This is a genomic window from Acinetobacter sp. ANC_7682, from assembly GCF_056779795.1.
The window spans coordinates 25194-50225 of the sequence record NZ_JBWYIQ010000005.1; the positions used below are offsets into that span (position 1 = coordinate 25194).

At 38.2% G+C, this 25032-nt stretch carries 26 protein-coding genes and 2 tRNA genes; 8 read left to right on the forward strand and 20 right to left on the reverse strand.

Features of this window, described 5'->3' with window-relative positions; all coding sequences use genetic code 11:
• Positions 1–165: 165 nt before the first annotated feature.
• The 4 genes from cysG to AC1M9D_RS03205 all read left to right on the forward strand — a co-directional run bounded on the left by cysG (position 166) and on the right by AC1M9D_RS03205 (position 4923).
• Positions 166–1551 carry a siroheme synthase CysG gene (gene cysG / locus AC1M9D_RS03190; protein ID WP_481611487.1) on the forward strand — a complete coding sequence of 462 codons (1386 nt, stop codon included), beginning with the start codon at positions 166–168 and terminating at the stop codon, positions 1549–1551.
• Between the two features lie 28 nt (positions 1552–1579).
• A complete protein-coding gene (locus AC1M9D_RS03195; RefSeq protein WP_035267879.1) occupies positions 1580–2059 on the forward strand; it encodes a tRNA (cytidine(34)-2'-O)-methyltransferase in 480 nt (159 codons plus the stop codon).
• 449 nt (positions 2060–2508) lie between these two features.
• Positions 2509–3843: a solute carrier family 23 protein gene (locus AC1M9D_RS03200; RefSeq protein ID WP_481611488.1), complete on the forward strand. Its 1335-nt coding sequence runs from the start codon at positions 2509–2511 to the stop codon at positions 3841–3843.
• Between the two features lie 108 nt (positions 3844–3951).
• Positions 3952–4923: an isopenicillin N synthase family dioxygenase gene (locus AC1M9D_RS03205; protein WP_481611489.1), complete on the forward strand. Its 972-nt coding sequence runs from the start codon at positions 3952–3954 to the stop codon at positions 4921–4923.
• 60 nt (positions 4924–4983) lie between these two features.
• On the opposite strand, the gene AC1M9D_RS03210 is transcribed toward AC1M9D_RS03205, so the two are convergent.
• Positions 4984–6063, reverse strand: coding sequence for a hypothetical protein (locus AC1M9D_RS03210; RefSeq protein ID WP_481611490.1), 1080 nt, complete (start codon positions 6061–6063; stop codon positions 4984–4986).
• A 167-nt stretch (positions 6064–6230) separates the two neighbouring features.
• On the opposite strand from AC1M9D_RS03210, the gene AC1M9D_RS03215 reads away from it, so the two are divergent.
• Positions 6231–6683 (forward strand): hypothetical protein, encoded by a 453-nt coding sequence (locus tag AC1M9D_RS03215; protein ID WP_481611491.1) that lies wholly within the window; start codon positions 6231–6233, stop codon positions 6681–6683.
• A gap of 36 nt (positions 6684–6719) precedes the next feature.
• Here the strand turns inward: AC1M9D_RS03215 and AC1M9D_RS03220 are convergent, their stop codons facing one another.
• From AC1M9D_RS03220 to rpoD, 7 genes are all read right to left on the reverse strand, one after another.
• The gene (locus tag AC1M9D_RS03220; RefSeq protein ID WP_481611492.1) at positions 6720–8237 is read right to left on the reverse strand and encodes an outer membrane protein transport protein; all 1518 of its coding nucleotides are present in this window, start codon (positions 8235–8237) and stop codon (positions 6720–6722) included.
• Positions 8238–8544: 307 nt separating this feature from the next.
• A complete protein-coding gene (locus tag AC1M9D_RS03225; RefSeq protein ID WP_481611493.1) occupies positions 8545–9939 on the reverse strand; it encodes an APC family permease in 1395 nt (464 codons plus the stop codon).
• Between the two features lie 266 nt (positions 9940–10205).
• On the reverse strand, positions 10206–11390 hold the full coding sequence (locus AC1M9D_RS03230) for an iron-containing alcohol dehydrogenase (RefSeq protein WP_481611494.1): 1185 nt from the start codon (positions 11388–11390) through the stop codon (positions 10206–10208).
• Positions 11391–11392: 2 nt separating this feature from the next.
• On the reverse strand, positions 11393–11926 hold the full coding sequence (locus AC1M9D_RS03235) for a hypothetical protein (protein WP_179997739.1): 534 nt from the start codon (positions 11924–11926) through the stop codon (positions 11393–11395).
• 77 nt (positions 11927–12003) lie between these two features.
• A complete protein-coding gene (gene lipB, locus AC1M9D_RS03240; RefSeq protein WP_481611495.1) occupies positions 12004–12660 on the reverse strand; it encodes a lipoyl(octanoyl) transferase LipB in 657 nt (218 codons plus the stop codon).
• Positions 12661–12789: 129 nt separating this feature from the next.
• Positions 12790–13077 (reverse strand): YbeD family protein, encoded by a 288-nt coding sequence (locus AC1M9D_RS03245; protein ID WP_035270687.1) that lies wholly within the window; start codon positions 13075–13077, stop codon positions 12790–12792.
• Positions 13078–13204: 127 nt separating this feature from the next.
• The gene (rpoD, locus tag AC1M9D_RS03250; RefSeq protein ID WP_481611496.1) at positions 13205–15142 is read right to left on the reverse strand and encodes an RNA polymerase sigma factor RpoD; all 1938 of its coding nucleotides are present in this window, start codon (positions 15140–15142) and stop codon (positions 13205–13207) included.
• Positions 15143–15439: 297 nt separating this feature from the next.
• On the opposite strand from rpoD, the gene AC1M9D_RS03255 reads away from it, so the two are divergent.
• Together AC1M9D_RS03255 and AC1M9D_RS03260 are read left to right on the forward strand one after the other, a co-directional pair.
• On the forward strand, positions 15440–15646 hold the full coding sequence (locus tag AC1M9D_RS03255; RefSeq protein ID WP_092766845.1) for a PA3496 family putative envelope integrity protein: 207 nt from the start codon (positions 15440–15442) through the stop codon (positions 15644–15646).
• Positions 15647–15712: 66 nt separating this feature from the next.
• Entirely contained in the window at positions 15713–16237 is a 525-nt protein-coding gene (locus AC1M9D_RS03260; protein ID WP_179997742.1) for a YecA/YgfB family protein, read from the forward strand.
• Between the two features lie 26 nt (positions 16238–16263).
• Here the strand turns inward: AC1M9D_RS03260 and AC1M9D_RS03265 are convergent, their stop codons facing one another.
• From AC1M9D_RS03265 to trhO, 3 genes are all read right to left on the reverse strand, one after another.
• Positions 16264–16872 (reverse strand): DedA family protein, encoded by a 609-nt coding sequence (locus AC1M9D_RS03265; protein WP_481611497.1) that lies wholly within the window; start codon positions 16870–16872, stop codon positions 16264–16266.
• 67 nt (positions 16873–16939) lie between these two features.
• The gene (locus AC1M9D_RS03270; protein ID WP_481594385.1) at positions 16940–17281 is read right to left on the reverse strand and encodes a hypothetical protein; all 342 of its coding nucleotides are present in this window, start codon (positions 17279–17281) and stop codon (positions 16940–16942) included.
• 195 nt (positions 17282–17476) lie between these two features.
• Positions 17477–18409 (reverse strand): oxygen-dependent tRNA uridine(34) hydroxylase TrhO, encoded by a 933-nt coding sequence (gene trhO / locus AC1M9D_RS03275; protein WP_481594384.1) that lies wholly within the window; start codon positions 18407–18409, stop codon positions 17477–17479.
• 91 nt (positions 18410–18500) lie between these two features.
• Here trhO and AC1M9D_RS03280 point away from each other — a divergent pair, with 91 nt between their 5' ends.
• A complete protein-coding gene (locus tag AC1M9D_RS03280; RefSeq protein WP_180027954.1) occupies positions 18501–19007 on the forward strand; it encodes a DUF1289 domain-containing protein in 507 nt (168 codons plus the stop codon).
• Between the two features lie 57 nt (positions 19008–19064).
• Here the strand turns inward: AC1M9D_RS03280 and panD are convergent, their stop codons facing one another.
• The 9 genes from panD to AC1M9D_RS03325 form a co-directional block, all read right to left on the reverse strand.
• Entirely contained in the window at positions 19065–19445 is a 381-nt protein-coding gene (gene panD, locus AC1M9D_RS03285; RefSeq protein WP_035269276.1) for an aspartate 1-decarboxylase, read from the reverse strand.
• A gap of 147 nt (positions 19446–19592) precedes the next feature.
• A complete protein-coding gene (gene pth / locus AC1M9D_RS03290) occupies positions 19593–20171 on the reverse strand; it encodes an aminoacyl-tRNA hydrolase (RefSeq protein ID WP_035269278.1) in 579 nt (192 codons plus the stop codon).
• Between the two features lie 19 nt (positions 20172–20190).
• Positions 20191–20487: a 50S ribosomal protein L25 gene (rplY, locus tag AC1M9D_RS03295; RefSeq protein ID WP_179997745.1), complete on the reverse strand. Its 297-nt coding sequence runs from the start codon at positions 20485–20487 to the stop codon at positions 20191–20193.
• A gap of 98 nt (positions 20488–20585) precedes the next feature.
• Entirely contained in the window at positions 20586–21539 is a 954-nt protein-coding gene (locus AC1M9D_RS03300; protein WP_035269283.1) for a ribose-phosphate pyrophosphokinase, read from the reverse strand.
• A gap of 36 nt (positions 21540–21575) precedes the next feature.
• Positions 21576–21650: transfer RNA gene (locus tag AC1M9D_RS03305), tRNA-Gln, on the reverse strand.
• Positions 21651–21741: 91 nt separating this feature from the next.
• A tRNA-Gln gene (locus AC1M9D_RS03310) sits at positions 21742–21816 on the reverse strand.
• Positions 21817–21821: 5 nt separating this feature from the next.
• On the reverse strand, positions 21822–22652 hold the full coding sequence (gene ispE / locus AC1M9D_RS03315) for a 4-(cytidine 5'-diphospho)-2-C-methyl-D-erythritol kinase (RefSeq protein ID WP_481611498.1): 831 nt from the start codon (positions 22650–22652) through the stop codon (positions 21822–21824).
• Between the two features lie 12 nt (positions 22653–22664).
• The gene (gene lolB, locus AC1M9D_RS03320) at positions 22665–23249 is read right to left on the reverse strand and encodes a lipoprotein insertase outer membrane protein LolB (protein WP_481611499.1); all 585 of its coding nucleotides are present in this window, start codon (positions 23247–23249) and stop codon (positions 22665–22667) included.
• Positions 23250–23255: 6 nt separating this feature from the next.
• On the reverse strand, positions 23256–24968 hold the full coding sequence (locus AC1M9D_RS03325) for a tetratricopeptide repeat protein (RefSeq protein WP_481611500.1): 1713 nt from the start codon (positions 24966–24968) through the stop codon (positions 23256–23258).
• Positions 24969–25032 lie beyond the last annotated feature (64 nt).

A 25032-nucleotide genomic window follows, 5' to 3' on the forward strand; every position in this document is an offset into this window, starting at 1 on the left:
GGCATCAGCAGGATTTTTGACTATCCAAATAGAGTTCAAGTTTTATCCGTTTTAGGTCCCTTCATCGATATGCATCTGTTAAAAAAGCTACCACTTGCTTACTTTTAAGCAGCTTGAGTAGTGGAGAAGGTGCTAAAATATAGTGGGCATATGAGGATCGATTCAGTGGATATTTTTCCAATTTCATTAAAATTGCAGCAGCAACCTTGCTTGATTGTCGGTGGAGGGCATATTGCATATCGCAAAGCACTGTTACTGCAAAAATCAGGAGCAAAAATTTCGGTTATTTCACCTGAGATTGAGGCGCAACTTTTAGAGATTGTCGAGAAAAGCTCTGGTCAATACATTCAAGCTCATTTTGAAGATCACGATTTAAAATTAAACGATTACCGTTTAGTGATTGCTGCCACAGATCAGCCTTTAGTGAATCAACAAGTTTTTGAAGAATGTGAAATCTTAAATGTATTGGTGAATAGTGTTGATGATCCACCACATTGCCGATTTATGGTCCCTGCAATTGTTGATCGCTCTCCACTTGTTATTTCAATTGCGAGTAATGGGACATCCCCAGTATTGTCCAGACAGATTAGAACTCAACTTGAGACTGTTATCCCGCATGGAATTGGAACATTAGCTAAAATCTCTGGTGAATGGCGACAACGTGTAAAACAAAAAATTGAAAATCCTGATGAACGCCGTATCTTTTGGGAAGAGCTGTATGCTGGACCTTTCAAAGAGCGTGTATTTAATAATAATCTGGCTGAAGCAGAAAAAATTATTCATCAGTCTTTAATAGAATGGAACAAACCCAAAGGTGAAGTTTATTTAGTTGGGGCTGGTCCAGGTGATCCCGAGCTTCTCACACTCAAAGCTTTAAGGTTGATGCAACAAGCAGATGTTGTGATTTATGACCGTTTAGTTTCTGGTGCTATTATGGAGTTATGCCGCCGGGATGCTGAAAAAATCTATGTGGGTAAAGCAAGGTCAAATCATGCTGTTCCACAAGAAGGTATTAATGCTTTACTGGTGAAATATGCGAATGAAGGCAAACGTGTCTGCCGTTTAAAAGGAGGAGATCCTTTTATTTTTGGGCGAGGCGGTGAGGAAATTCAAGAACTCTATGAGGCAGGAATTTCATTTCAGGTCGTTCCAGGAATTACCGCAGCATCAGGGTGTTCAGCCTATGCGGGTATCCCTTTAACTCATCGTGATTACGCACAAAGTGTTCGCTTCTTGACTGGACATTTGAAGGAAGGTTCTCCTGAACTTCCGTGGAATGAACTCGTGTATGAACACCAAACATTGGTACTGTACATGGGGCTTGTTGGATTAGAAAAAATCTGTGAAAAGCTTATTCAACATGGTCAACGAGCAGACATGCCTGTTGCTTTAATTTCTAAAGGTACGACACCAGAACAAAAAGTTGTTGTGGGGACTTTGGCAGATATCGCTTCGAAAGTGTTAGAAAATCAAATTCAGGCGCCAACTTTGACCATTATTGGTGAGGTGGTGAAATTAAGAGAACAGTTGAAATGGCAAGACGAACTGTAAAAGTCTGCTATAAAGTTGAGAAATTATTGTGATTCATGTTGTTTTATACGAACCAGAAATTCCTGCAAATACAGGAAACATTATCCGTTTATGTGCAAATACAGGAGCACAATTACATTTGGTCAAACCGCTAGGTTTTGAGCTAGATGATAAGAAGTTAAAGCGTGCTGGATTAGATTACCATGAATGGGCTCGCATGCAGATATGGGATAATATTGAAGCATGTCTGGAAAATCTAGCGAGTCAAGGTGTGGATCAAGATTCGATTTATCCTTTAACGACCAAAGGTACCGAAACACCACATACCTCGAATCTGAATAGACCAGTTGCTTTACTCATGGGGCCTGAAACGCGCGGACTACCTGAACATGTCCGTATGATGTTCCCAAAGCAACATTGGATTCGTTTGCCCATGGCGCCAAATTCTAGAAGCTTAAATTTATCTAATGCTACGGCAGTAATTGTTTATGAAGCATGGCGACAACAAGGGTTTAAAGATTTAACTTAAGTCAGTAAGGTCATCGAAAGGTGACCTTTTTTAATGCATAAAAGTTTAGTAAAACTTGGCTAATATAATGAAATATTCATTAAGAATAAAATTAAAATAATGATTTTAAATACGATTTGATTTTATATTTCGGGAATCCAATTTTTTTGAGTAAAAGTTTAAAAAATATACAAAACGGTCAAATTTTTTATTTGTTAATGAAATTAATATTTATATAAAACAAAGTTTTAGGTTTTATTTTTGTTGATCTTAAACTAGCTGTCATCCAAACGAGATATTAGAAATTCGACCAATTGGTATATTTGTTGCTTAGTTAAAGTGAATATATGGTTCCGATAAATTTGATAGATGAACTGTGATTTGTACTTAAACGAAATGAATTTATCATTGTACAGCCAATGTCTAAAGATGTTCGACATTGGCTCACATTACCAATGGGGTGATATGTGATGAAAGAGAATTGGTTTTCCAAATTTACTCCTTTTCAAGGAGATATTGAAAAAACTCCCGTTGCCATGAACGAGTATTTGCCTGCAGGACAAAGTATTGTACTTGGATTACAACATACATTTGCCATGTTTGGTGCAACAGTGTTGGCACCGCTGCTCATGGGGTTTGATCCTAGTCTAACGATCCTGTTATCTGGTATAGGCACGATATTATTTTTCCTTATCACAGGTGGGAGAGTGCCAAGCTATCTTGGGGGTAGTTTTGCTTTTATTGGTGCTGTGATTGCTGTGACAGGCTATACCGGTTCAGGGCTAAATCCAAATATTGGGATTGCCTTAGGTGCAATAGTGGTATGTGGCATTTTCTATGCCTTGATGGGTTTGCTTGTAATGAAAACGGGTTCTCAATGGATGGAGAATCTTTTACCACCAGTTGTTGCTGGTGCAATCATTATGATTGTTGGATTAAATTTAGCACCTGGGGCGATTAAAGCCGTATCAGGTAATGAGTTTGATACATGGATGGCTTTGTTGACCGCAATGTGTATTGGTGGTGTCGCGGTATTTACAAGAGGAATGTTGAGACGATTATTGCTATTGGTGGGTTTGATAGTTCCGTATCTTGTATATTTTGTTTTAGCCAACGTGATGGGAATGGGTAAACCAATCGATTTTAGCTCGGTTTCAAATGCGGCATGGTTTGGTTTACCAACTTTATATCAACCTGAATTTCAAATGAATGCAATTCTGCTGATTCTACCTATCGCATTTATTCTTATTGCTGAAAATCTTGCGCATTTCAAAGTTGTAAGTGAAATGACAGGCAAAAATATTACACCCTATATGGGTAGAGCATTTTTAGCAGATGGGGTATGTACCTCTATGTCTGGTGCTGTAGGAGGAACAGGATTAACTACATATGCAGAGAATATTGGGGTCATGGCGGCAACGCGTATTTACTCTACAGTGGTTTTTGTAATTGCGGGTATTGTCGCCATTATTCTGGGATTATCACCAAAATTTGGAGCACTCATTAGCACATTACCTGTCGCAATTTTGACAGGGACTTCAATGATTGTTTTCGGCTTAATTGTAATCGCTGGTGCGAAAATCTGGATCGAAAATAAAGTCGATTTTACTCAAAACGGCAACATTATTGTGGCATCAGTGACTGTGATTATGGGCGCAGGGAACTATTCGATTATGGTTGGTGGACTTGATCTCGGCGGCATTACAACGGCGACATTTGCGGGAATTATTCTAAATCTGATTTTTAATCGAGCTAAGCAAAAGCAGAATCAAATAGTAGCAGACGTTGTACCAGAAAAAACTTAAGTTTGAGACTTAGCTTTTAAGACAAATTTTAGTCAATCCTAAATTGTCGAAAGTTTCAGCAAGATAATGAAAATGTAAAAGATGTATACTTGATACAAGGGGATAAAAATGGGAATACCAGTAATTGATTTAGCAGGTGTAGATATAAACAAACCAGAAAGTGAGGCGACTAAACGTGCAGTTGCTGAACTGAGAAAAGCTGCGATGCATTCAGGTTTTTTCTATGTGAAGAATCATACAGTTCCTTTAGAAATGATGACGCGACAGTTTGCATTAGCAAAAGAGTTATTGGCGCTTCCAGAAGACGTTAAGCAAAAATATGATGTACGTAATTTTTTTGGATTCCGTGGATTTGATAAACTGAATGGTCAGCAATTAGACCCTTACGGCAAGCCAGATTATAAAGAAGGGTTTTATTGTGGTCGTAATTATCCTCAAGATCATCCTTTTGCAATCGCTAAATATCAAAACTATGGTCCAAATCAGTGGCCTGAAGAATTACCTCAATGTGAATTGATTTGTCAGGAGTACATCGATGAAATGTATAAACTGGCAAATTTTCTGATGCAACTTTTGGCACTAACTTTAAATCTGCCATCGAACTATTTTGATGCTTCAAGTAAAGATCCTATGGGAACATTACGTATGTTGCGTTATCCACCTACACCTAAAGAGGATGAAACATATGGCGTTGGCGCGCATACAGATTGGGGGTCAGTCACCATTTTGGCACAAGATCAAATAGGCGGATTAGAAGTGTGCATGCCTGACGGAGAGTGGGTTGCAGCACCACCAATTGAAGGAACATTTGTAGTTAATCTAGGTGATATGATTCCAAAATGGACCAATGGTCTATATCACTCCAATCCACATCGAGTAAAAAATAGTTTTTCAAATGGTGCTTATCGTTACTCTATTCCATTTTTTTATGAACCAGACTATCACGCTGTAATTGAGCCAGTTCCAGGAACATTGAAAGAAGGTGAATTACCTTTATATGCACCATGTACAGTAGGGGAGCATTTAGAAGAAATGTATAATCGTTCATATAAAAAAGCGGAAGAGAATGCAGTAGCTTAAATCTCGCGATACAAAAAAAGCATTATCTATATAATGCTTTTTTTTAATTATTCCAATGATTTATGAGCGATATTGGTTGATAAAGTCCTCAGAACTTAGTCCTTTTTTAGCATGATGAATTGATGATCTTTCCGCATATATTTGTCTGATATAGCGTGCTACTTCGCAGCTATCTGCAAACATATTATATTTCCAACCCAAACCATAGGACCATAAATTAATATTATCCACGGTCATGATTTCAATATTTGTATCCTCATGATCTAAATAATGGTCAATCATCTTGCGAATGACCTCTTTGGTACAGCTTAATTTATATGCATGCCACTCATCATGAGGACACGCATTTTTTGGTGGCTGCCTAAATGGGTATTGAATGCCTCTTCCAGGGCGATTAAGACCGTGACCTTCCCATGGGCTGTATTCTTGGGACCATGTATTTAATGGCCCGTTTGGAACCGCAGGACGTATTTGCCCCCAATGCACCAAATTTTGATTTAACCAATCATCTGCAAAACTATCGCAGTTGAAAGGATCAAGTTTTCTAATCGCTTCTTGGTCATGTTGAAATGAGATATAAGATTCGATTGGATTTTCGATTTTGAAAATACAGTGGCTATAGTCCATCGCCATTTTAAATGGAATACCTTGATGATTGACTAAAGCTGCAACTCTTTCTACCCGGCGATAATCTTCAGACCAATTATCTACGTGATTTTCAAAGGTAATGGTTATACCCTTATTTAGAGCATACTCATAAAAATATAAATAGGCATCAGCAACTTGTTGATCATTAAGATAGTTGAATTTACTGTCTTTTGCTGCAAGCATAATGTTGTGGTATTTGGCACCTACGGCACATGTAAGCTCGATATTTTCTTTGAATATTTTTTCATGTTCTCCCCAAATATAGCATCCGTAACCTGAATAAACTGGGATATTGTATTTTTGACTCCCTTTAATGTAATCATCAATCATTTCACGATGAGTCGGAATGTGATCGATAAAATCCCACACGCTCGATTCTGCAAGTAGGTCGAATTTTTCCATTATTGATGGTTCTTCAAGAGATACTGGATGCTCAAATGATGAGGCTTGTATGCCTAGTCCAGCACAGCCTAATGGAAACATTTTTTTCATAAATTCAATACCAAAAATATATAATTAAATCAGTGAATTGATAATGCAAAAAAAATGCCTTAATCCTTTAATATTTCAATCTATTACATTATTAAAATGGCTTTTTTAAAATATCAGTTGTCTAATACGAACATAAATTTATCGAAATAAATTAGATACGGGGATGTATGATTAAAAACATTAAAAAATACAGCTATGGAATTATAGTAATCATCTGTGCAGGAATGACGACCTCTAAAGTGATGGCACAAAATGAAAATAAAGAACAAGCGGATTTAAATAATATTAATCCATTGACTCAACAGGAAATCGATCAAGCATTAGCTCAGATGAAAGCAAAAATGTTCAAAAATTTGGAAAATTGGAGTGCGGCGTTAAAACGAAATGATTTCGAGCGGACAGGAAAAAATTTGGTGTTAAAAAGTAAGAAACAGCTTGAATTATGTCATATATATCAAGCTTCTGTAGATGAAACATATTCTTTAGCGCAAAAAAATCGCCATCGTATGTCTATAGATGAACAGAAAATTGTGGATGATCGAAATAGGTTTATTGAGTATTTAGGATTCAAAGATAATAAAATTGATACTAAATTAGGTTTTAGTTGTCGATTAATTTAAAAAAAGCACGGATGAAAAATCCGTGCTTTTTAAACTCTAGAAACGGTAACCAATTTTAAAGCTATATCCAATAGCTGTATTGTCTTTAAAATCTGCATCATAGCGATCGGTTCCGAACCAACTAGCAGATTGAGCTTTTGCATCACCTAACCAAAAATATCGTGCACCCGCTTGAATGAATGTATTTTTATTAAAGCTGTACTGACCACCTAATCCTGCACTCCAAAAACCTTCAGATGGACCTAAGGTAGAAACATATTCACCTGCACCAGAGTCCCATCCTCCGATAATGGTCAATGCGAGTTTTTCATTTAATTTTCTTGCGATACCGAATGTTGCAGATATTTGATCTTTTTCATAAGCGATTAAGTCGAAACCACGAGGTCCTTTACCTTGTCCCTCCGTAATAGAAGAAGTTAAAACTCCAAATTTGTATGGACGGATTTTGAACTCAGACCAATCTACCCAACGTAAATTGATATAAGCTAATGTATCAGCCATGATACCTGATTGGAAATCAAGGTTAACTGATTGTGGAGTTGATGCTGAGGTTTTACCTTCTGTATATTGGTAGTCGGTACCAAGTGCCCCAATTTTATCTACAATATGCCACCCAGGATGTACAATAGGTAATGTATCTGTAATCACTTCAGGCATACTTTCTTCAGCTTGAACTGAATAAGAAATTTTTGATCTGTAGGTTAATGAAGCTCTTAATGCAATTTCAGGAATTTGAAATGCAGCACCCGCTAGCCAACCAAAAGCACCTTCTTCAGGCATACTTGCTTTATAGCCTTGATAATCTTTTCTTGTATCACGTCCAAGAAGATCTCTTGAACCTGTACCTTTTTCCTTAAAAGTACTACACAGTGCTACACCACTAGTCTGTGAGTTACATAAATAACCACCTAACAGACTGTAAGCAGTTCCTTGTAAACTAAGATCACCTTTTACTGTTTGATAAACTGGGCCTGCATAAAAATTAAGGTGTTCATTAGGTTGGAAGCCTATGACTAGAGATAAACTATTTGTCGAAACTTCAGCCTCTGTACTGCCATACTCACTGTGAAATGCACCATATTTTGTCGCAGATTCAAGGTCACCTAATGGCAATCGTCCTGAGCTGTTGACTCTGGAATGTTTTTTATCAGAATTTGAATAAGAGGCTTTTGCTCCGAAAGGTTGGTCATAAATTAAACCTAATGAAATATTGTCAGTTACTTGAAATTTTAAATTAATATTTGCAAATCCGAACGTATCAGCAATATCACTTAAATTTGAGCCCGCAATTTCCCCACCTGCATTAATATCATCTGCTGTAGGCATATTCCAACCATTCGGGTCTCTTAATCCTGCAGATGCAGGGCCCGAAGGTTCTGTTCTCATTGTTCCTGAAAGATCAGCATCCAAAATTGAGTAACTAAAATCTACATAGTTTCCTGGCTGTAAAAAGCCATTCATCGATTGGCCTGAACGATCCATAGCTGCAGCATAAGCGCCCGCGGTTGGAAACATTGCGACCAAAATCGCCCCAGTAAGTGTATTCAAACGCATTATTACATTCCCTGTGTAATGAATATTATTAGAGCATTTACTCAAATATTTTGCTCTTTATACACATCGTGTAATTTTTGGTCAATGAGTATCCTGACAAATATGTAATTTTTTGCCAATCATTTTTTATTTAATTTCATGTATTTGCGTTTAAATGTGTTATTTCTCTCATTATTTTGAAATAAAGCTGCCTATTAGGATGTAGAGTTTATTTTTTAAATCAGAAATTTTGATTGATGTTTGATCATTTTGGTCAATTTGCATAATAAAAAAAGGCGCCTAAGCGCCTTTTCTAAAAAATCAATTTTTAACGATCATTAAACTCATCATGTTGAGGAGCAGGGTATTTAAAGCCTTTGGTTTTATAACCTAAATACAAAATACCACCAATTGCCCAAATCAAACCATATTTAAGCGATGCTTGATCGACCTCTAGCCACAATGCAAATACTGCAATAAAGCCGAGTAATGGTACGATAACGAAATTAATAATTTCTTTCGCTGTTTTAGTACGACCATCGCGTAACGCATACCGTGAGATAACAGATAAGTTCACAAAGCTAAATGCTGTTAATGCACCGAAGCTAATTAATGAAATGACAAAGTCTAAATCCATAAAACCAGCGGTTAATGCGACTGCACCTACAATCATGATGTTATATGATGGAGTGAAGTTTTTAGGGCTGATGTGACCAAAAACTTTCTTATTGATGACACCATCGCGTCCCATAACATACATGAGGCGTGATACACCTGCATGTGCAGAAATACCTGATGCCATAACAGTAATGATGGCAAATGCAAGTACATAAGACTGGAACAAAGATCCACCAACCAACAACAAAATTTCAGGTTGAGTTTCTGCAATATTCTGGAAGTATGATCCCGGATTATTAGGGAAATAGATCTGCATGAAATAAGTGCTGACGATAAAGATAATCCCTGCAATTAACGCAGTTAAGAAAATCGCTTTTGGTAGCGTTTTCTCAGTATCTTTAGTTTCTTCAGCGAGAGAACTGAGTGAGTCAAATCCTGTGAATGAGAAGCAGAGTAATGTCGCACCTGTGATCAAGGCACCCACTGAAGTTAACTCATTCCAAAATGGTTCTAAACTCCAAAGTTGGTAGCGTTGTTCAGCAGAGATTGGACCATCCGCGTTATATCCCATTTGGAGCTTGGTATAGACCATCCATGTAAATACAGCGATCACAATTAATTGCACGAATACGATTAAGCTGTTGAAATTTGCAACAAATCGTGCACCACGAAGGTTAATACCTGTCATAAATGCTGTTAACACTATGACCCAGACCCAATGATTGACATCAGGGAATAAAGCCTCAAGATAAATCACCGCAAGGATGATGTTGACCATGGGTGAGAGCAGGTAATCTAACCATGATGACCAGCCAACCATAAAACCAACGTTAGGGTGGATAGATTTTTGAGCATAGGTATACGCTGAACCTGAAGATGGATATCTACGGATCATATGACCATAACTCAATGAAGTCAGTAGGATTGCAACAAGTGCAAAAATATATGATGTAGGAACGTGGAAATTACTTTCTTCTGATACCAAACCGAAAGTATCAAACAACGTCATTGGCTGAATATAAGCTAAACCGATAATAATGATGTGCCAGAGTCCTAGCGTTTTTTGCAGTTTAGCTGCCGATTGAGTCCCAGTTATATTAGTCAACGGCTTTATCCTCTTAATCGTTGATCAAGGATCAGTCAAATCAATTAAGGATCGTTTGAGACGAACGATCCCCCCTAATGTTTTTTCAAAAGTGCGCCAATCTAAACCATATTGGTGCAGTTTGTCAGTAGTTTGTGTGAGTTTTTTAGCAGGATTTATGCCAAAAGTATTGAACTCATGAGTTAAAACAACTAACAAATGAAAAGCCTGATGTCTAAAAAAACATCAGGCTAGTTTTAAGCGTATCTTTACTTATTTTGAGAAATTTACCAAGCTTTTTCTAAGATAGATTTCAAATCTTTTAATGTTGCTTCTTTAGGGTTGAAAATGATTGATCCGTCATTTAACGCTTTTTCGGCAACTTCATCTAATTGAGATTGCGTAACTTTGCCTGTCTCACGTAATGTACGTGGCAGTTTAGTTAAATCATAAATGCGATCGCGCATTGTGTTGATAATCGCAATAGCTTTATCTGCACGTTGATTTGCTGGTGTCTGTGCATAGATATCAGTACCTGCAAGCGGTAATAACAGATCAGCAATCTTATCGCCATTAACATCCTTATTGTAATCAAGCACATAAGGGAGGAATAAGTTCATGCACAAACCATGTGGTAAGTGAGCAACGGCACCTAAAGCATGTCCAAGGGAGTGAACAATACCGACCATTGCGTTTGAGAATGCAATACCAGCCATGGTCGATGCTTGAGCAAGTTCTAAACGGGCATCAGCATCTTTTGGATTTTCCAAAACTTTAAACAAGTTTTCACTAATTTTTTTAATTGCAGCAGTAGCGTAAGCATCACTGATAGGATTCGCTGCCAAACACGTATAGGCCTCAACTGCATGTGTCATTGCATCTATTCCTGTCATTGCTGTCAGGTGTGGAGGTAGTGTTAAAGTCATACGTGGATCTAAAATTGCAGCACTAGGCATTAAATATTTTGAAGCAAATGCCATTTTTTGATTATTCGCTGTATCTGAAACCACAGCAACCATCGTGACTTCAGAGCCTGTACCTGATGTTGTTGGGATAACAAAAAAAGGCTTTAATGGGCGAGGCAGGTTGTGAGCACCTGAATATTTCAGCAGATCATCGCCTCCTTCCGAGACGAGAATATTGGCAGCTTTTGCTGTGTCGATGACTGAACCACCACCAATTGCAATAATTGCATCGCATTGATTGTTGCGATACATCTCAGTCACGGCTTTTACTGTTTCTAAACTTGAGTCCGGCGGAACTTCATCAAAAATTGAGCCAATTTTTACTTCTGTCGCTGCAAAAGCAGCTTCCACTGGTTCAAGTAGACCATTGGCACGTACGCCTTTGTCTGTGATGATGAGTGGTTTTTTTGAACCCATTGAATCTAGCTCAAATGGAATGTGTTCAAGCGCAGCATTACCAGCAATCACTTTAACTGGACAGAAAAATTCATAATATGGTTTAGCCATGCTTAAGCACTCCCTTTAATATATGACTGAGCAACTTTGAGATAAATATTTGCTGCACCTGTCAATTTTTCTTTTAATGACAGATTGACCGGATATTCTTTGACTGCAAGTTCAGCGACTAATTTTGGAAGAATAAGGGCTTCCATTTTATTTAGACAACGCACTAAACGTATTGCATGACCTAAATCGCCATCAGCAATCATACGGTCATTTGCAAATGCTTGTGCAGTACTTTCTTGGAAAGAAAATACCAAAAAAGCATGATGCATATGTTTAAAGGTAATCGTTAAATCTGGTTTTTTTGATGCATGGTCGACTAAGACAAGTTGATGTTGTGGATTCACTTGTGCAATAAAAGCCGCATCACTGTTGAAAACGTCCATTGAAATCGTGAAGCCGACAGGAAATTTAGCAATTTCCTGTTTTATTTCTTCATCGACTTGACTTGCCATCGCTAAGCCTCTGCCAATCACGTCAAGCATGAGTTTGACATAAGCTTGTTCTAGCGCGGGCTTTACAGAGTTAATAGAAATCACTCACTTGTCCCTTATCACATAGTTTTATAATTTAGAGTAAATACTCTAAAATTATCTAATGACAAAGTAAAGGAGTTTTAATGATCTTTCACGATAATTTGACTGAACAGGTCACTTTTTTTTAGATAGGCAATGAGGTCTTGAACTAGCGTATCAAAACTTGGGTAGGGATTTATCAAATCAGAGATTCTGACCATTTCAAGACCTGCATAACCACATGGATTAATGGTTTGGAAGCCTTCCAGATCACAATCTATATTAAGTGAGAGTCCATGATAGCTGCGACCTTTTCGGATTTTAAAGCCCAGAGATCCAATTTTTCTACCATCAACATAAACACCAGGTGCATCTGGTTTAGCATAGGCTTCGATACCGTATTTTTTTAATAAATCGATCATGACATTTTCTGCATAGCTGACCAAAGTACGGACATTCCAGCCTAATCGATTTAAATCAAACATAAAATATGCAACTAATTGACCTGGACCATGCCAAGTGACTTGTCCACCACGATCAGTTTGAACTACCGGAATATGACTAGGCACTAATATATGTTCAGGTTTGCCAGCTTGTCCTTGGGTAAGCACAGAATCGTGCTGCAAAATCCAAAATTCATCTGCTGTTTGATCGTCACGCTGTTCTGTCACCAGCTTCATTTCTTGGAAGCGATCTTCATAAGAAGTGGTTTGGTTATAGTGACGAATAATCAATTGAGGTTTGGTTTTGACATCCACGGAGGTTAAGGCTCACATTCAAAAATGAGTTTTATTATAGACAATATTGTTGAATTAAGTGTGACCTAGGCACATACTTGATGAATAATTAACAAACATAAAAAAACACGCATGAAGCGTGTTTTTTTATTAAAGTGCAGTTTTAATTAAAGGGCAAGCAGCCAAGTCTGCATATACTTGATGTACTTGCTCAAGCTCTTCAAAACGAAGTTGCGCAGTAATTGAATGATACTTGCCTGTACGCGATGGTGTCACTGTCATTGCATTCCCATCAAAATCAGGGAAATGTTTAACAAAAATGTCATTCACGGCTTTGCGTAAATCCTCACCTGCAAGACCAATCAATTTAATTGGATAATCCATCGGAAACACCCAAAGATGTTCTTGTAGTTCGCGTGATGGAGTGCGATCGATCATGTCAGTCATAGGACACCTCATTAGTAAAAATACCTGCTAGGCGCAGGTATTTAGAATTATTTGCTACATGCTTTATATTATGGGGGAGTGTCCCCCATATTCAAGCCTGTATTATCCTATGGATAGATTAGTCATTCTCAAGGAACGAGCGTAAATGTTCAGAACGCGATGGATGACGTAATTTACGTAACGCTTTTGCTTCGATCTGACGAATACGTTCGCGTGTTACATCAAACTGTTTACCAACTTCTTCCAAAGTGTGGTCCGTCGGCATATCAATACCAAAACGCATCTTCAAGACTTTAGCTTCACGTTCAGTGAGGTTTTCAAGTACCTCACGTGTTGCTTCTTTCAAGCCTTCTGAAGTTGCAGCATCAACTGGTGAAGTGATGTTACCATCTTCAATGAAGTCACCAAGATGTGAGTCTTCATCATCACCGATCGGTGTTTCCATCGAAATTGGTTCTTTAGCGATCTTAAGCACTTTACGAACTTTGACTTCGTCCATTTCGAGGCGTTCACCTAACTCTTCAGGTGTAGGTTCACGTCCCATTTCTTGAAGTAATTGACGAGATACGCGGTTGATCTTGTTAATGGTTTCAATCATATGCACAGGAATACGAATTGTGCGTGCTTGGTCAGCAATTGAACGTGTAATCGCCTGACGAATCCACCAAGTTGCATAAGTCGAGAACTTATAACCACGACGGTATTCAAACTTATCTACGGCTTTCATCAAGCCAATGTTACCTTCCTGAATCAGATCGAGGAACTGTAAACCACGGTTGGTATATTTTTTCGCGATGGAGATGACCAAACGTAAGTTCGCCTCAACCATTTCTTTTTTAGCACGACGTGCTTTTGCTTCACCAATCGCCATACGTTTAGAAATATCTTTAATTTCACGTACAGTAAGGTCGAGATCTTTTTCGATATCAGCGATTTTTTGTTGGAAAGCAAGAACGTCAGGGCGTACTTTCTCTAAGTATGGTTTTTGGTCAGCAGTGGCTTTAGCAATTTGCTCATCTAACCAAGCTGGGTTTGATTCTTGACCAGGGAACGTTGTACGGAATTGAGTACGGTCCATACGACCACGACGAACTGCGTAGCGCATTACTTCACGTTCTGCTGTACGAATTTGTTCATGCGTGCCACGAATCATTTCATAAATGATGTCAAACAAACGTGGTGTGAACTTAAACATCATAAAGACGGTTGCGAGCGACTCAAGAGCTGCTTTACCTTCTTTACTGTTACGACCGTGTTTTGCGATCGCATCTTTAGTCGCATTCCACGCAGCTTCTAACTCTGCAAAACGCACTTTTGCGATTTCAGGGTCTGGACCTGAATCACCTTCAGAATCATCATCACTTTCAGACTCTTCTTCATCATCGTCATCAAGTTTTACATCTTTAGTTGGTTTAGTCTCTGTTTCTTCTTCAAGATCAGCATCAACTTCTTCTAAAACTTCTGGAATTTCTTCATCAGACTCTGGATCTAAATAGCCTGAAAGGATATCGGCTAAACGACGCTCGCCAGTTTCGTAATCTTTATATTCTTGTAATACAACTTCAACCGCATTTGGCCAATAAGCAATTGAGTTTAAAACGTCACGAATACCTTCTTCGATACGTTTTGCAATCTGAATTTCGCCTTCACGAGTCAACAGTTCAACTGTTCCCATTTCTCGCATATACATACGAACAGGGTCAGTTGTACGACCAGGCTCATTTTCTACAGATGCTAAAACTGCAGCTGCTTCTTCTTCAGCAACTTCGTCAGTCGTTTCTGCGCTACTACCATCAAACATTGCATCGTCAGATTCTGGCGCACGTTCGTGTACAGGAATACCGACGTCTTGAAGCATCTGGATGATATCTTCAATCTGTTCGCTTTCAGTGATCGAGTCTGGGAGATGATCGTTAACCTCAGCGTAGGTTAAGTAACCTTGTTCTTTGCCTCGGCTAATCAGAGCCGCTACTTGTGAAGTAGGGGAATGCATATCGCTCATCTTTGCTCTCTTCTCGTTGAATCTGTGGCGGGGAAAAACCGTGCATTCTAGCACAATTAACTTATCTTTAGTATCGTATTAACTCAGTATAATTGGTTTTGAAAACCAATGAATTAAGCTATTTAAGTCAATATTGGGTCAAAATTGTTCATTTCAAGCACATCATGCTTTTTATTTTAAACCAACAATAAGGCTCTGATCCTTGATTAAATAATGACATATTTTTTTGTCCAAAAAAAACTAAAATTTGTATAAATATCAGCGAAAAATAAAATAAAACTTGACAAGTATTCTGAACAAAGATAAATAGCGCCTAGCCCCATTCATTTTTTCACACATGAGGTAGTTTTAGTGTCTTCTACAGATTTTGAACTAGATGATAACTACGGTGATGATGATGTTAGTTTTGATGAAACTACGAGCAAAATTAGCGCCAAAGAATCATTAGAAAAGCGTCGCTTGATTGATGACTTACTTGCACAGCGTCGTTTAGATCGTGAATTGAAAGATCTTGAATATGATTTTGACGATGATGATTTCGACGATGATGAAGACTAAATTAGATTGGGTATCCTGATCTAAAGTGTTATTCTACGAAATTAAGATACAACCTTTGGAAATATAATGAGTGCATTAGATTTAGACTTGTTAAGTGACTACTTAGATGGCGACCAAAATGAGCATGGTCTAGATTTTGCTGCAACTCATGGTTTTTTGTGTGCGACAGCTGTAGGTCCTCAATTTGATCGTTGGTTGGATGAGTTATTTGACAATAATCAAAAGAAAGTGCCTGCAGAGATCGTAGCTCAAATTAAACTTTGGTTAGAAGATTTACGTCAAAAACTTGCCAATGAAGAAGGTATTGAATTTCCTTTTGAAATTGAAGAAGCAGATGTAGAGTCAAGCCTTGGGGATTGGAGTGTAGGCTTTGTCGATGCAATGTTCTTAAATGAAGATGCATGGTTCACACCTGAGTTTGAAGAGCAATTAGTTGATCTCACTCTGCCAATTATGGTGTTCAGTGGTGTTGACGAAGAGGATCCTCAAATGGAATCTTTCCGCCGTAACGGTCAATTGATGGATGAGCTTGCAGAAGAAATTCCAGATAACTTGAATGAATTGTATTTGATGTATCATACGCCGAACTAATTAAAAAGCACCGTAAGGTGCTTTTTTTATTTTGAGTGCTTTCTTTTTTGTCTGCGGTACACAATCCAAATGATTATACCGATGACAATAGCGAGAATGAGATAGCTTACTTGGCTAAATATTCTATGCATCATTTCAGTATTATTTCCAAAATAATAACCGACATATGCTAAAAAGGTGGTCCATATAACCGTGCCTAAACCACTATAAAACATAAACTTTGCAAAAGGCATTTTGCTCATGCCTGCAGGTATGCTAATCAGGGATCGTACTGCTGGAACCATACGTGCAAAAAAAACGATTCGATGTCCATATCTTTCAAACCATTCTAATGATTTATCAACATCAGCTACTTTAATAAATAAATACTTGCCATATTTCTCAACGAACGCATAGAGCTTTTGATCAGAGATCTTACGTCCTAACCAATACAGCGTAGCGGCAGCTAAGAGCGAACCTATACTTCCTGAAATAATGACACCAATCAAAAGTAATTGACCCTGAGAAGCGGTATAGCCAGCTGAAGGCATAATAATCTCTGAGGGTATAGGTGGAAAAACATTATCGAGAAACATCAATAGAGCAATGCCGAAATAGCCCAATTGCTCCATCACTGAAATGATCCAATCTTTCATAAGTGATTTGTATTCTAAAGTTAAACCTATGCTAGAGGTTTTTAAGAAAAAATACAGTGAAATTAAGTTAATGCATTAATTCAGGGTGTTGAATTTGTATAAGTGTATGAACATAGACTTCTCGTAGGATATAGCTGACGAGAAGGGGAGCTATGCTGATGATGAAGATAAGACTCATTGAATTTCTCATCTGAAAACCGATTGCTAAAGCAATAATTGCGCCGATACAAGCACCTAACGTTACGATAAAATAATGGGATTGGTTACGTATATGCAATTTAACATCAGAATTATGTGAATCGATATATATAAATTTTAAATGTGTCGGTACAGCTGATACACGATCTAAATGATTATGGTGAGCAAAATTCCGTTGAACAGGAAGATATTTGAATGGCACTCGATTCATGACTTTCATCCTTGAGCTAAATTTATTTCCTTCATATTAAATTTATCTGAATGACTTCATGTGTTTTGTGTTGTTCTCAAATAACTTTGTAATGGTGATATATCAGAATTGAAATTTTGTTTGTTCAATGTAAAAAGCGTCATCTACACTGTAATGTAGACAACGCTTTTGTAAGTTAAATAAAATATTTTTTGTTTAGAGGCGTTTACGTTTTGCAGCAATAATCTGAGACTGGCGCATACGGAAACCTTCTTTCTGCTTTTCTGTTGTTTTATCGATACAATAAACACATGATACGCCATGTTCGTAACTTGGTAATGCTACTTCTTCAGGGGTTAATGGCCAACCACAAGCATGGCACTTCACATTTTGACCTTCTTCCACTCCGTGTGTAACCGCAGTACGACCATCAAAAACAAAGCATTCACCTTCCCATAAACTTTCTTCAGGAGGGGTTTCTTCTAAATATTTAAGAATACCACCTTTGAGGTGATATACCTCTTTAAAGCCTTCTTGAAGAAGTAGTGAAGTTGATTTTTCACAACGAATTCCACCTGTACAAAACATGGCAATCTTTTTATCTTTATGCTGTTCAAGATTGTTTTTTACATATTCAGGGAATTCGCGGAACGTTTCAGTTTTCGGATCAATTGCCCCTTTGAATGTGCCTGCTTTGTATTCGTAATCATTTCTTGTATCGACTAAGATCACGTCATCACGTGCAATGAGTTCGTTCCATTCTTTAGGGTCTAGATAGTGACCAACTAAGTCGCGTGGCTTCACTGGAACACCTAAAGTCACGATTTCTTTTTTATGTTTGATTTTCATTTTACGGAATGGTTTTTCGTCACTGTGTGACTCTTTATATTCCATGTCATTAAATCCTTCATTTAAAAGGAATTGATGAATGACATCAATTGCATGGCGGTCACCTGCAACTGTTCCGTTAATCCCTTCATGGGCAACAATAAGAGTACCGCATAGGTTGATGGTTTTTACCAACTCAAGTAATTTTTGTTGAAGTGCTAGAGAATCTACAACTTCTTTAAATTGATAAAGTGCCGCAACAACCCAACCAGTGGTCGCTTGCTGTTCTACAGGTGCAAGCTGTTCTACAGTAGCGTTCATGGAGTACTCCAAATGTATTAATATAGGGATAAAATCAGGCGCGTATTCTAACGCGATTTTTGAAAATATGCGAGAAAGCCATAGAAAATTTATGGTTTTATATGAGGAAAATGTTTTGAATACAGCGCGTCGAATCCCTTCATTAACACCATGTGCGGGACGTTGTTCAACAGTGTTTGGTGATGCGGTATGTCGTGGTTGTCGACGTTTTAATCATGAAGTGATTCAATGGAATACTTATAATGAGGAACAACGACTGAGTATTTGGAAACGTTTAGATCAACAACTGGATCAAATTTTGGTTCCAATGCTTCCTCATGCTCAACTTTCTGAGGTGGAAAAATTCATTGAATCAAAAAGAATCCGAGTATTGGAGAATGCTTCAAAAGGCCGAAAATTATATCATGCGCTTAAAATTTGTGAAAAAAACAAGCATTTAGCAGAGCAGAGTGGTTTAGGTATTTCAGCTCCACATGTTAAACCGATCTGGACTGAGTTTGAACGTCGGGTTCTAGCTTTGGCGAATGCCAGTTATGAATTAGCTTGGTTAAGAGCAGATGGGATTAGCCAGAGCTTGCAGTTGGTGGATGAAGAGTAATTCTATGATAATTTGTTATAAAAAAACTCGCTCAAGTAAGCGAGTTTTAGTCAATCATTAAGCAACTTGGACAGGAATACAATTTGCTGTGTGATTCACAGTGTTATCTGGATTTGCATAAACCAAACGTGGTTTATGTGCATCAGCTTCTGCAACAGTAAAATCACCGAAAGTCGCGATAATAATAATGTCACCTAGATCTGCTTGGTGAGCAGCACCACCATTTACAGAAATAATGCCTGAGTTTTCTTCACCACGGATTGCGTAAGTTGTAAAACGCTTGCCATTAGTTACATTCCAAATATGAATTTCTTCATATTCACGAATACCAGCTAAATCTAGTAATACACCATCAATTGCACATGAACCTTCATAATGAAGTTCAGCTTGTGTTACAACTGCACGGTGGATTTTAGCTTTTAATAAACGAGATAGCATGGGAAGCGTCTCCTGAGTTGTTCTAAGATTGTTTTATTATCTAGAAACAACAGTTTTTTAATTTGGGTGAAGCATTTGAAAGCGCATTTTGCCCTCAAATTTTCATCGTGGCAAGAAAAATTGTTGAACAAAAATTAAATTTATCAACTACGGTTTGTAGGCATTTATTTGATTCATTGCCTGCTGAATTTCACCATTCACTAATAATTTTGTACGACTTAGTGCATGATGAATTGCATCATCAATGAGCGTTTGTTCACTTGAGGGTGCTTTACCTAGAACATGACCTGATACACGGTCTTTTGATCCAGGGTGTCCAATTCCAATACGTAAACGATGGAAGTTGGGACCTGTATGAGGAACAATGTCACGTAAACCGTTATGACCACCATGACCACCACCCGTTTTAAGGCGAATAATGCCTGGGTCCATATCAAGTTCATCGTGAGCAATAAGCATTGCTTCTGGAGAGATTTGGTAGAATTTTGCGAAGGGTACAACACTTTGACCAGAACGGTTCATAAAGGTTGAAGGTAATAAAAGTCGAACGTCTTGTCCTTCCACATTACCACGACCACTTAATCCATTAAATTTAGGGTCATTTTTAAGTGTTATGCCATATTGTTCTGCAAGACGTTCTACATACCAGAAGCCTGCATTATGGCGGGTTTGAGCATACTCTTTACCAGGGTTGCCCAAACCAACAATCAGTGAAATATGAGACACTAATTTACACCATCAACACTTATGCGCGTTTGAAGTCAGCGTGCATTGGAGTGTTTTTAGCTGGGTGACGTTGTAAAGCTTGGATTTTAACGCTTTCAACTTTACCATCAACATCAATTTCGATTACTTCTTCAAAGAAAGCGTTGTCTTCTAAGAATTTAACAAGCTGACGAAGCTCAAGTGTAATTGCTACAGGTGCAGCATCACCACCATAGATGATAGCAGGAACTTTAGATTGAAGACGAAGGCGGCGGCTCGCACCTTTCCCTTGTACTGCTTCTTCACGTGCTACTGCATTTAATACGAAGTTTGCCATGAGAGACATCCTATTTAAGTTAAGTGAACTAGATCTGCGACCGATCTAGTGATAGAAAGCCCTACCAAAAGGCAGGGCTTTAAAATTTTAGCGCTCTATTATAGATAAGAATCAAACATTGCGCTAATAGATTCTTCGTTGTTAATACGACGAATTGTTTCAGCAACCATACTCGCAACTGAAACTTGGCGAATCTTACCAAGAGCTAAAGCTTCTTCTGAAAGCGGAATTGTATCTGTCACAACAAGTTCATCGATAACAGAGTTTTTCAAATTCTCGATCGCTTTACCAGATAAAACAGGGTGAGTAGCATATGCTACGACACGACGCGCACCAAAAGTCTTCAATGCATCAGCGGCTTTACATAAAGTACCAGCTGTATCAACCATGTCATCAACGATCACGCAGTCGCGATCTTTAACATCACCAATCAAATGCATCACTTGTGATTCATTTGCTTTTTGACGACGTTTGTCGATGATAGCTAAATCGATATCGCCCATTTGTTTCGCAACAGCACGAGCACGAACAACACCACCAACGTCTGGCGAAACAACCATAAGGTTGTCATGAGACTGTTGACGTAAGTCAGCTAAAAGCGCTGGCGTACCGTAAATGTTGTCTACAGGGATGTCGAAGAAACCTTGAATTTGGTCAGCATGAAGATCGATCATCACAACACGGTCAATACCTACAGTTGTTAGCATATCTGCTACTACTTTTGCAGTGATTGGAACACGTGAAGAACGAGGACGACGGTCTTGGCGAGCATAACCGAAATAAGGAATCACAGCAGTGATACGACCAGCACTTGCACGACGCAATGCATCTGCCATCACTAAGATTTCCATAAGGTTATCATTAGTTGGAGCACAAGTAGGCTGAACGATGAATACGTCTTTACCACGGACATTCTCAGTGATTTCGACAGCGATTTCACCATCAGAGAATTGACCTACAGATGCAGCACCTAGAGGGATATGCAAGTGGCTAACGACTTTTTGGGCGAATTGTGGATGCGCAGTTCCACTAAAAACGACAAGATTGGGCATGAAGCACCCTTGGCGGTTGAAATGTATAGAATGAGATGGCAGGGGCGGCTGGATTCGAACCAACGGATGGCGAGATCAAAACCCGCTGCCTTACCACTTGGCGACGCCCCTAATGCGGCAGAACTTTAATGGTTTTATATGGGTTTGTCAAGGTTGTTTGACTCAACTCATGATACCAATGTTCTGTCTTTTTGAACTAAATTGGCAGGGGCGGCTGGATTCGAACCAACGGATGGCGAGATCAAAACCCGCTGCCTTACCACTTGGCGACGCCCCTATCATTTAAACGATGATTTGATTCAGTGGTGATTGTTCTAAACTATTCACTAAGTAAGCTTTACAAGGTGAATGAGCAAGAATGTCATCAATGTTCATTTCAGTCGTTACTTCAGTAAAAACACAAGCACCTGTACCTGTAAGTTTTGCAACACCGAACTGATCTAAATATTGCATTGCTTCATCGACTTCAGCATATAGACTTCTTGCCAGAGGTTCAAAGTTATTTCTGAAATCAGATGGCTTTATCTGATAGGCGCAAAATTTAGAGGTCTTCGTGTCTCTTGTCAACGATTTTTGTGAAAAAAGCAGTTGAGTGCTGATAAAACAGTCAGGTTTTAACACAATGTATTGTTTTTGATCTAAGTCTATGAATGTTAAGTGTTCACCAATACCTTCTGCCCATGCATTGCGACCATGGATGAAGATGGGAACATCAGCACCCAGTTGTACACCAATTTCTGCTAATTGATCACGATTTAAGCCACATTGCCAAAGTTGATTCATGATTAATAACGCGGTAGCCGCATTTGAAGAGCCACCACCGAGTCCTGCACCCATCGGTATATTTTTTTCGATGTTGACATGAATGCCTAAAGTTTCATTTTTGGCGTAGGGTTTCAGCATCATCATTGCACGATAAATCAAATTTTGTTCAAGACTTACTTCTGATAGGCCTACAATGGAGATAGATTGATTAGAAATTGGTGTGAATTCCATCCAATCACAAAGATCTATCAACTGAAAAATGGTTTGCAATTCATGGTAACCATTTTCACGGCGACCCGTAATGTGTAAAAACAAATTCAGTTTTGCAGGAGAAGGTACACGAATCATAAACGATCAAACTTAACGATTTTGAATTACCATTGTAATACGATTTTCAGTTCCATCTTCAAGTTGTTGCTTCAAAATCAAACGGTTTGGTTGTATAGATTGACCATTGTAAGATAATTGAATATGCCAACCTTGTTCTGTAATTTCACTGATTCGCATCGATTCGTCTTTTTGAATTTCAGCTTCTTCAGTCGCTTGCTTAGCTTGTACCCAATCGACTAAATAAGTAATTGGTGCTTCCCAACCTGTTGCACGAAACAATAACTCTTCAGGTGAGTTGGCTGTAATTTCACCAGTTTTGGCACTATTCAGTGTTACTTGACCAGGTTGACCTGAGATTTGAGTTTTACCGACTCCAAGAATTCCGCTTAACTCGATATCAAACTGTTCATCTTGCTGTTGCCAAGTAAAAAAAGCACTGCCTGATTGCTTAGGGGTTTTAACGCCAATTTTACCCTGAAGATTAAATTGATTTGATTGTTCAAGGTTTTGCGTTGTTGGCAGTGATGGTTGAGTTTGAATTGATTGACAGCCAGCTAACCCAAGAAGCGCACTACTTGTGGTAATCAGCAATAAGGATTTTAAATTTAAGATCATACAGTATTAACTCTTTTTGATATTTTGTGGCAACAATAAACTATCGAGTTGATCCAATTGAGGATGATTTGGGTGATTTTGATGGAGTTGATGTAACACTTGGCTAAATTCTTCCAGTGAACCTAGCATGTAAAGCGATTTAGCATATCGAATGCCGATATTTGGACTTTGGCTGATTTGATATGCTTTCGCAAGTACACGGGTGGAAGTGTCAAAATCGTTTTGAAGAAAGCAGATATAGCCTAAGGTATCTAAGATAGATGCTTGCTCAGGGGCATTGTCTAAAGCTTGTTCGGCATATTGTCTCGCCTCATCTAAACGACGATTTTGCAACGCCAGAGTATATGCATACGCATTTAGATATGTTGGACTATTGGGTTCAATCGTGAGTAATTTTTTAAGTAATTCATCTAATTGATCGCGATCCGTAAATGGATCAAGTAATAAGACTTGAGAGTATAAAATTTCAGGGTCATCAGTTAAGTTTTTAGCAGCTTCTTTGAGTAAGCCTAAAGCAGCTTTGTTATTGCCCATTTTTTTGAGTATTTCAGCTTGTGCTTGGTATAAGAAACTTGCATGTTGAGGGTAATTCACTCGCTCCTGAGTCAGGAAGCGCAGCGCATCACTTAAGCGATTTTGTTTGTCATAGATTGAAATTAGATTTCGTCTAGAAACCATATATAAATTACCATCTACGAGTCGATAATAAGCTTTAGCTGTTTCAAAATGTTGTTTTCGTTCAGCATTCAATGCCAAATAAAAATAAGCATCATTTTGATATTGTCCAGATGCACGTAGTTCGACCAAATACTGTTCAGCAAGCTCATATTCTTTGAGATCAATTGAGGTTAGACCTGCGATAAAAAGTGCTTCTTCCGAATCAGGCCATTTTTTTATGATGCGTTTTAATTTGCTTAAAGCTTGTTCATTTTTATTCAGTTTAATTAAGTAGCGGATTTCAGCCAGACTGAGCTCTAAATTATTACGATTTTTACGTGCACTTTTTTCAAACCATTTTAGCGTCTCTTCTTCGTTACCTAAAGCCATGAGTAAGTTGGCTTTAAGTAAGATAAATCCTGTTGATTTTGGGCGTTTTTTTAATGCTTTATTTAAAGTAATTAAGGCATTTTCGATTTCATTATTTTGTGCTTGTAAACTCGCAATCAAAACGAGAATTGAAGGATTGTTACGCGTTTTACTATTATGTAAAGTGTTTAATAAATATGCTCGATCCTCAGGGGATTCCGGAGAAATGCCTTCAAGAATTTGTTCTAAATCTGATTCAGGATCTAAATTTAAAATATCATCAAGCACATCCGCAGCAAGTTCATATTCGTGTGACTTTAATGCGATATGCGCAAGATAGAATTTTGCTGGTACATCTTTAGGTTCTTGCACGACCCAATGGGTTGCAATATCTAAAGCGGCTTGTAAATCGTTTTGTTCGAGTGCGACGTTAAGTGCACGTTGTTTTAAAGCCGTTGAACTGGTTTGGATCGCAAGTACGGTATAGTTGTGTAAGGCGGTCTGTGTGTCATGTGCCGCTAAAGCAAATTCTGCAACCATCGCCTGTTGTAAAACTTTATGATTTAAATTGGCGTGGTAAAATTCTCCAGATGCTCTAATATGAGCACTGTAAGTCATGCTACTCACCAACAAGAGTGTGGTAGAATACTGTCGAATTGTCATGCCGGTTGTGCGGCTCATTGTTTGACGCAATTTTTTTATCCAAGTACTGCTTTTTATGACACCGTTATTGCACAATAGCATAAATTTAGCGAAT